6 protein-coding genes are annotated in these 8,157 nt (G+C 42.2%); 5 read left to right on the top strand and 1 reads right to left on the bottom strand.

Going from position 1 to position 8,157, the window contains the following annotated elements; genetic code table 11:
- Positions 1-90 precede the first annotated feature (90 nt).
- The 4 genes from B5J93_RS08775 to B5J93_RS08760 all read left to right on the top strand — a co-directional run bounded on the left by B5J93_RS08775 (position 91) and on the right by B5J93_RS08760 (position 6,177).
- Complete coding sequence (locus B5J93_RS08775; RefSeq protein ID WP_079326048.1) at positions 91-720, top strand: SMI1/KNR4 family protein; 630 nt, start codon at positions 91-93, stop codon at positions 718-720.
- Positions 717-1,874: a dihydroorotase gene (locus tag B5J93_RS08770; RefSeq protein WP_079326047.1), complete on the top strand. Its 1,158-nt coding sequence runs from the start codon at positions 717-719 to the stop codon at positions 1,872-1,874. The genes B5J93_RS08775 and B5J93_RS08770 overlap by 4 nt, the downstream gene beginning before the upstream one ends.
- Positions 1,875-2,134: 260 nt before the next feature.
- Entirely contained in the window at positions 2,135-4,303 is a 2,169-nt protein-coding gene (locus B5J93_RS14290) for a TonB-dependent receptor domain-containing protein (RefSeq protein ID WP_079326046.1), read from the top strand.
- 338 nt (positions 4,304-4,641) lie between these two features.
- Complete coding sequence (locus tag B5J93_RS08760) at positions 4,642-6,177, top strand: mechanosensitive ion channel (protein ID WP_079326045.1); 1,536 nt, start codon at positions 4,642-4,644, stop codon at positions 6,175-6,177.
- Positions 6,178-6,435: 258 nt separating this feature from the next.
- On the opposite strand, the gene efp is transcribed toward B5J93_RS08760, so the two are convergent.
- The gene (gene efp, locus B5J93_RS08755) at positions 6,436-7,005 is read right to left on the bottom strand and encodes an elongation factor P (RefSeq protein WP_079326044.1); all 570 of its coding nucleotides are present in this window, start codon (positions 7,003-7,005) and stop codon (positions 6,436-6,438) included.
- A gap of 97 nt (positions 7,006-7,102) precedes the next feature.
- Between efp and epmB the strand changes: the two genes are divergently transcribed.
- The coding region (gene epmB / locus B5J93_RS08750) for an EF-P beta-lysylation protein EpmB (RefSeq protein WP_143823520.1) at positions 7,103-8,157 on the top strand (1,055 nt) is incomplete at its 3' end.

The following is an 8,157-nucleotide window of genomic DNA, read 5'->3' as shown; positions in this document are numbered from 1 at the left end:
GGTGCGTAATGCCACTATTTAGAATACAAACTTTAAATGGTGCGTGGTACACACCTTACCCATTACCACTTTTATAATTTGGAGAATATAATGTCCATTGCAAAACAAGATTTTAAAAGTTTGAAACAAGCCTATGCCGATTTTGGTGGTTTGTCAGAATGGAATGAATTTGAAACTGTTATTTGTGGGGCAAGCAATGAACATATTGCCCAATTAAAAGAAAAATTTCCTTTAATCCCACAATCTTTGATTGATTTATTAAAAATTGTGGACGGTACTTATTGGCGAGAATATCAAGGTCAAGAAATTGCCTTTTATTTATTGACGTCAATCCCAGATGAATTTAATTATCCTTGTTATTTAAATTCTAGTGAGCAAATTTTAACAAGTGATGAAATTGTATTTTTAGCGGATTATATCAATCGAGACATAGACCCTGATTGGGGTGTTGAAATTGATGATAAAATTATTGATGATTTTGATAAAGTGCATTGGCTACATTTTTCAGATTCTATGAATAATGGCGGAACTTCAAAATTATTTATTGATTCTTCTCCGTCAGAAAGTGGAAAAATCGGGCAAGTGGTGATGTATTTGCACGACCCAGATGAATTAACGGTGATTGCCGATAGTTTTGATGAATATTTGCAAATGTTGATAAATTCAGAATTTGCATTTGTTGAAGATATTGCGGACGACTTTGAAGAGAGCGAAGAATGAAAAACCTACTCCCCCCCACTTGGCAATCGCCAACCCTAACCGACAGCGACACCCACAACAAATGGCTGATTCCGCCCATTGTGGATTTGTGCGGTCGTTTGCGTGAACTTGGGCAGTCAAATCACGGCACTTTTAAAAGCGAAGGCAATTCGGCATATCAAAACGGCATTTTGCACATTTGCACACCGCCCGACACCACGCCTGTGCTTGACAATGGCTCGCTATTAAAAGGCTTAAAAGACAAGGCACTCACGGACGGTCGCATTCATCTATACCCCATTGGGGCTTTGACCGCATCGCTTGGCGGTGAAAAACTTGCCAACATTGCAGGGCTCAAACAAGGCGGAGCGATTGCGGTGAGTAATGCACGGCACGGCTTTGCCAATGACGATGTGCTGTTACGCTCGCTAGAATACGCCAAAACCTTTGATGTTAAAGTGTTTTTTTACCCAGACGAGCCGTCCTTGACCAAAAATGGCGTGGCTCACGATGGCTATGTGGCAAGCTATCATGGTCTTTCGGGCATTCCGTGGATTGCCGAGACGGTCGCCCTTGCCAAACAGCTTCTTATCGTCGAAGAAACGGGCGTGTCGGCTCATTTTAGCTGTCTTAGCTGTAAATCGTCTGTGGAACTCATTCGCACCGCCAAGGCGAAGGGCTTGCCTGTCACCTGCGATGTAGCCATGCACCAACTTCATCTGACGGACGATGCGATTGATGGCTATAATACTTTGGCGTTTGTTTATCCGCCTTTGCGTTCAGAAACTGACCAAAAGGCGTTGATAAAAGGCTTGCAGGACGGTACGATTGATGCGATTTGTAGCCATCACGAGCCGTTAGCGATGACCGCCAAACTTGCCCCATTCCCTGAAAGCACCGCAGGGATTAGCAATTTTGATACTTTTGTGAGCTTAGCTTGCAAACTGGTGGCGGACGGTATTTTGACGGCTGAACAACTGGTGGAAAAGATTTGCACCAATCCTGCCAAAATCGCAGGCATTGAAACGATTTATAGTGAGAAAGGCGGGGCGGTGCTGATTGACCCAAATAAGGAATGGACAGTCAGCGATGAGACGATGTTATCAATGGGGAAAAATACGCCGTTTATTAATCAAACATTGGCGGGTAAAGTAGAAAAAGTGTTTTTTGATTGATTGCATAAATTAAAAAATCATTTACTATTTAAATTGCCTATCAAACAAAAAAGGCTTACTATCTGTAAGCCTTTTTTGTTTATAAAAACTTAGCAATAGATATTATTTTACAAAGAAATAAAATTACCAAATAATAAAAAATATTATTTACTTTTAAAAATAAAAATGTTAATATTGTTGCCAGTTTATTACCAATCCTTACATGATGTAAGGATTGTTCCTTTGTTTTGATAGTTATATTTTGCTATTTAGGTGATTTTATGAAACAAAAAACCTTTGCACTACGCCATCTGACCTTTGCAGTCATTGGCACGATGACAGCGACCGTTGCCATGGCAAACACTGCCGAGAGCGGGCCGACGGTTGATTTGGGGCATGAAGTGATTACCATTGACCGTCAAGGCACCAAAGTTAAGACGAACGTGGTAACTTTGCAAGAAAAAGACGAAAGTACTGCCACAGGACTGCGTGAGCTGTTAAAATCTGAACCTGCCATTGATTTTAGTGGCGGTAATGGTACTTCATCTTATCTAACTATCCGTGGCATGGGTCAAAACTCTATTGATGTTAAAGTGGATAATGCTTACTCTGACAGCCAAATCCTATATCATCAAGGTCGTCATATGCTAGACCCTAGCCTTGTCAAAATCGTCTCTGTACAAAAAGGTGCGGGTTCGGCGTCTGCCGGTATCGGGGCGACCAATGGTGCGATTGTTGCCAAAACGTTAGATGCTCATGATTTGCTAAAACACACTGATAAAGACTGGGGTGTGAAAGTTAATGCGGGTTATAGCAGTAATGACGAACACAGCTATGGTGTTACAGGCTTTGGTAAAGCAGATAATTTTGATTTCTTGGTAAGTTACAACGAAACCAGTCAAAATAATTACAAGCCTGGTAAAAAAACAGGTCAAAAAGACAGTGCAACAGCACCTGGCAAATATTTCAGTTCTTGGACTGCAACTGGCGATACCGCTACTGATTGTGCTACCCAAAGAGGGCAAACTCTTTGTAAAGACCCTAATCACCCCAGTGATGAGGTGGCATTCCAAGCAATGGATAAAGAAAGCTACTTAATTAAAGCAGGTTATAATCTAGGCGACAATCGTTTTGTGCTTAGCCACTTTAATACCACCAACAAAGGCGTGCGTAATGTGCGTGAAGAGTTTGAGTGGGTAATTAGGGCACCTGGCACTATCAACTATGGCGGTTATCGTAAATTATCCATGCAAAACACCAACCTTGAATACAAAGGCAAAGCAGGATTGTTGGGTGAGGCAGAAGCCAATGTTTATTTTATGAAAAATGAACGCAAATCTGGCAATGATAAATTCAGTGGTTATGCAGGCAATGTAGATGCTCCAAACGACACTTCGGTTAAAACCACAGGAGCAAATTTAGGTTTTGATAAATACATCAATGATGACACACTATTTAAATATGGTGCAAACTATCGCCATCAAGAAACCACACCAAACCGCTCAAATAACGGTGCTGAACAAACCACTGAAAAAGACGATATCGGCGTTTATGGTGAAATTATTGGTAATATTGGCAATTTTACCCTAACTGGCGGTATGCGTTATGACCATTTTGACTATACCTCAGTGTCGGGTAAAAAAGTGTCTGATGGTGCATTCAATCCAAGCGTAGGCATTATTTGGCAAGCCACACCCGATCTTAGCTTCAATGCTGTGCACAACTACGCCACTCGCAGTCCACGTCTTGTAGATGCTCTGCTATCATCAGGAAGTCGTGCTGCTGATATTGCTGATGGTACAAAAGCAGAACAAGCCAAAAACACCGAGATTGGTTTTAACTACAACAACGGCAATCTATCAGTTGATGGTACCTATTTTTGGCAAGAGATTGATAATCTGCTAACCAGTGGTGCACGTCATCGCCCAGGTGATAAACATAATACAATCTTTAATGTAGGATTTGCCAAAAATAAAGGGTATGAAATCAATACTCGTTATAGATGGAATGGCTTTACTGCTCGCTTAGGTGTGGCTGAGAGCGATCCTGAATATCACAGTGGTAACAATGCAGAGGGCAACCCAATCCGCTTTGATAACCGTGAATTTGGTAGTACCATTGGTCGCACTTGGACAGCAGGTCTTGCCTATCGCTTTGCCAATCCAAATTTAGAAATTGGTGTCAATCACCGCAAGGTTGATGATGTAAAAGGTCAAAGTGCCTACATGACCCCAATCTCAGGCTCTCGTGGTAACAACTTAAATCTAATCAAGTATGGTTATGACGTAACTGACATTTATGCCAACTGGAAACCATTCAATAACGACAAATTAAATGTAAACTTTGCCGTTAACAACGTCGGTGATGAGTTCTACTATTCACATTCTGCTATCAATGGTTTGCCTGGTGCTGGTCGTGAATACCGTGTTGGTGTGAACTTCACTTACTAATCTTTCACCAATCCTACCCTAAATACTGTCCTTTTCTCCACCACCCAACTTTCATGTTTGAAGGTTGGGTTTTTAATCATTAAAATAAAGGATAAATAAAAAGTTTTACGAAAAATTGGTTATATCGCTAGCATTGTAGCCGGTGTTTGCGATAAACTGATGGTGGTAGTGTGTTGTTTTGTTAATTTGTCTTGGCTTTTGTAAACTTTGTGTCACTAAAAGCGGTTATCATGCTATTGTATTACAAGCAAGGCATAATTTTTGCAACGCTGTTAGCTAGATTTATTTTCCATTGTAAAAATTTATCCGCAATATTAGTTTTAATTTAAGGGGCGTATATGCATCCAAATTCTTTTATGGTGTTTAACCATTACATGACCAGTCCGATAGGCTCGGTCGTTGGGGCGATTTTGATTTTCTTGGTGGGCTATTTTGCCGCCTTAATTTTTGGCTTTTTGACCAAAAAAGCCTTAACCAAAATCAATCTTAATCAAAAAATGAACACTCAAACCGGCAAAAACTACGACTTACATAGTCTGCTTAGCAAAATCGTCTTTTGGTTCGTGTTTGTGATAGCCATCTCGGCAGCTCTCAATCAGCTTAATCTTGCCACCATCTCAGCACCGTTTGCCAACATGGTCAATCAAGTACTGCTATTCGTGCCAAACCTGCTTGCCGCTGCTGCCGTGGGTGTTATTGGCTGGGTGGTTGCCATCGTTGCTAAAAACGCCACATTGGCAGGTCTATCCAAAACTACGCTAGATGAGAAATTAGCTCAAGAAGCATCAGTTAAACCCATGAGTGGCACGATTGCTGATATGGTGTATTGGCTGATTTTGCTTGTGGTACTAACCATGGTACTGGGTCGTTTGGGTCTAAACGGACTATTCACCCCGCTCACCAACATGATTGATAAGATGTTTGCCTTTGTGCCAAATATCTTTACCGCAGGCGTGATTTTCTTTATTGGCTTTGTCGTTGCCAAGATTGTTAAGGGTATCGTCTCTAACTTGGTTGGTTCACTAAACATTCAAGCTCTAGCCACTCGTGCAGGTATCAGCGAGAAAAACAGCTTGCCAAATATCGCAGGTTCGCTCGTTTTCTTATTTATCATTGTGCCGTTTACCATTGCTGCCCTTGACGCTCTAAAAGTAGAAGCCATCAGCCGTCCTGCAACCAACATGCTAAACAAAATCATGTCCGCCTTGCCAAACGTCTTTACGGCGGCGGCGATTTTGGTGGTTACCTATTTTGTGGTGCGTATGGTTGCCGACATCATCAAGGGACTACTTCAAAACACCCAAGTGGACGCACTACCTGCCAAGCTTGGTGTGCAAGAAGCCCTAGGCGAGCAAAAAGTATCAGGCTTGGTGCGTTGTGGTATTATCTTCTTTGCCATGCTGTTCGCGTCTGTGGCAGCCGCTGATGTGCTAGGCTTTGTCCAAATCAGTGACATCGTCACAAGCTTTATCCACTTTGGCGGTCAGATTATCCTAGGTGCGGTTATCTTGGTTATCGGTTTTTGGCTCTCTGGCATTGTTGCTGGCGTGATTGAGCGTTCACAGCAAGGCTCAAAATGTCTAGCCAACATCGTGCGTACGCTGATCATCGGGCTTGTGCTTGCCATGGGTCTAAAAGCGATGGGTATCGCTGATAGTATCGTGAACCTTGCCTTTGGTCTAACGCTCGGCTCTGTGGCGGTGGCGTTTGCCCTTGCCTTTGGTCTGGGCGGTCGTGAAGCAGCAGCTCGCTATCTGGCTCGTATGCAAGACAAGCTAGAAGCCAAAAGCGACAACAAAATCATTTTACCAACCGATGAAACCACCAAAACAGAAGTATCATCAACGTTTGATAGCGATGATTTGAAAAAATAATCAGCTCATCATACAAAAACCCAAAAGTGTTACGCTTTTGGGTTTTTATTGCCATAAAAAGTAGGTGCATACCCAAGAAACTTTAAAATTACTGCAAACACAATGATGTTTGGATGTAAGGGCGTGCTGTGTATGCCTTATGTAGTAATGTCATCAAAGGGCGTGCTCAGCACACCCCTACAAACCTGTGGTAAATATCAAGTTCCGTATATCAAAAATAAAAACAGCCCGCTCGGACTGTTTTATTTTGGTCAAATATCACACACGAGACAGATATTCACCCGTACGGGTATCTACTTTAACCACTTCATTTTGTTGGACAAATAGTGGCACACGCACCAGCGCCCCTGTTTCTAGTTTGGCAGGCTTACCGCCACCGCCTGAGGTGTCGCCACGCACGCCGGGGTCGGTCTCAACGATTTCAAGCTCCACGAAGTTTGGCGGAGTAACTGACAGTGGCGAGCCGTTAAATAGGGTAATGGTGCAACGAGCGTTTGAGTTTTCTTTTAGCCATTGTGCCGAGTCGCCCATGGCGTTTTTGTCGGCTTGCATTTGCTCAAAGGTCTCAGGGTGCATGAAATGCCAAAACTCGCCGTCATTGTACAAGTATTCCATTTCGGTATCTACCACGTCCGCCCCTTCTAGGCTGTCGCCTGATTTGAAGGTTTGTTCTAGGACTTTACCGGTTTTTAGGTTACGCAGTTTGACACGGTTAAAGGCTTGACCTTTACCGGGTTTGACGTATTCGTTCTCTAGGATAGAGCAGGGGTTGCCGTCAAGCATGACTTTTAAGCCTGCTTTAAAATCGTTGGTAGAAAAACTTGCCATGAAAATTACCTTAAAAAATAAAAATAAAAAGTAAAATGCGTTATAATGACGCACTTTAACCGTCTATTATACTGAAAATTACTAAGTTTTGTCAAAAATGAAAGACATTTTTTTTAATCAGCCCAACTGGCAAAAAGAGTTATCGAATGCCATAAGCGACGTGGCAAGCCTTTACGAGCTGTTGGAGCTACCCTTACCGAGTGAATTTCATGCCCCCGCTAAATTTCCCCTAAGAGTGCCACACGCCTTTATCCAAAAGATGAAAAAGGGCGACCCCAACGACCCTTTATTGCGTCAAATCCTACCCGACATTGCCGAGTGTTTACCTGTGGCGGGCTATACTGCCGACCCATTGGACGAAAATACCCATAACCCTATCAAGGGATTATTGCACAAATACCAAAGCCGAGCCTTAATCACGGTAACGGGGGCGTGTGCGGTGCATTGTCGTTATTGTTTTCGTCAGCATTTTGACTATGGGGCAAATTTGCCAAACAGCCAAGACATTCGCCAAATTTGCCAATATATCGCCAATGACAAAAACATCAATGAAGTGCTATTAAGTGGGGGCGACCCATTAAATATTAACAATCGCCGTTTTAATGAATGGATTGGGGCGTTGTCTGATATTGATAATATTAAGACCATTCGCATTCATACCCGACTGCCTGCGATATTGCCAAACCGTATCGATGATGAGTTCATTGATATATTGGCAAATTGCCCAAAAAATATCGTCATGGTGCTACATATTAATCACGCCAATGAAATAGACAACGCCCTTGCCCAAAAATGCCAAACCCTAAAAAAACATGGCGTGGTATTATTAAATCAAAGCGTGTTATTAAAAGGGATTAATGATAATGTAGAGATATTGTGCCAATTAAGCCATGCGTTATTTGATATTGGGGTGTTGCCGTATTATTTGCATATTTTGGATAAAGTGGCGGGGGCAAGTCATTTTGATTTGCCGACAGACAGAGCGGTAGAGATTTATTGGCAACTCTTAGAAAAGCTGTCGGGTTATCTTGTGCCAAAACTTGTCCAAGAAGTGGCAGGCAAGCCGTATAAAGTGCCGATTGATATTTATAAAAAATATGGCATTGTTAAATCAAAATACACACCTCAAACTACCATTCCACTTAGCAAACA

The organism is Moraxella equi (assembly GCF_002027555.1).
GTDB lineage: Bacteria > Pseudomonadota > Gammaproteobacteria > Pseudomonadales > Moraxellaceae > Moraxella > Moraxella equi.
Note: the sequence above shows the minus strand (reverse complement) of the source record. Positions and strands in the feature narration are given on the sequence as shown.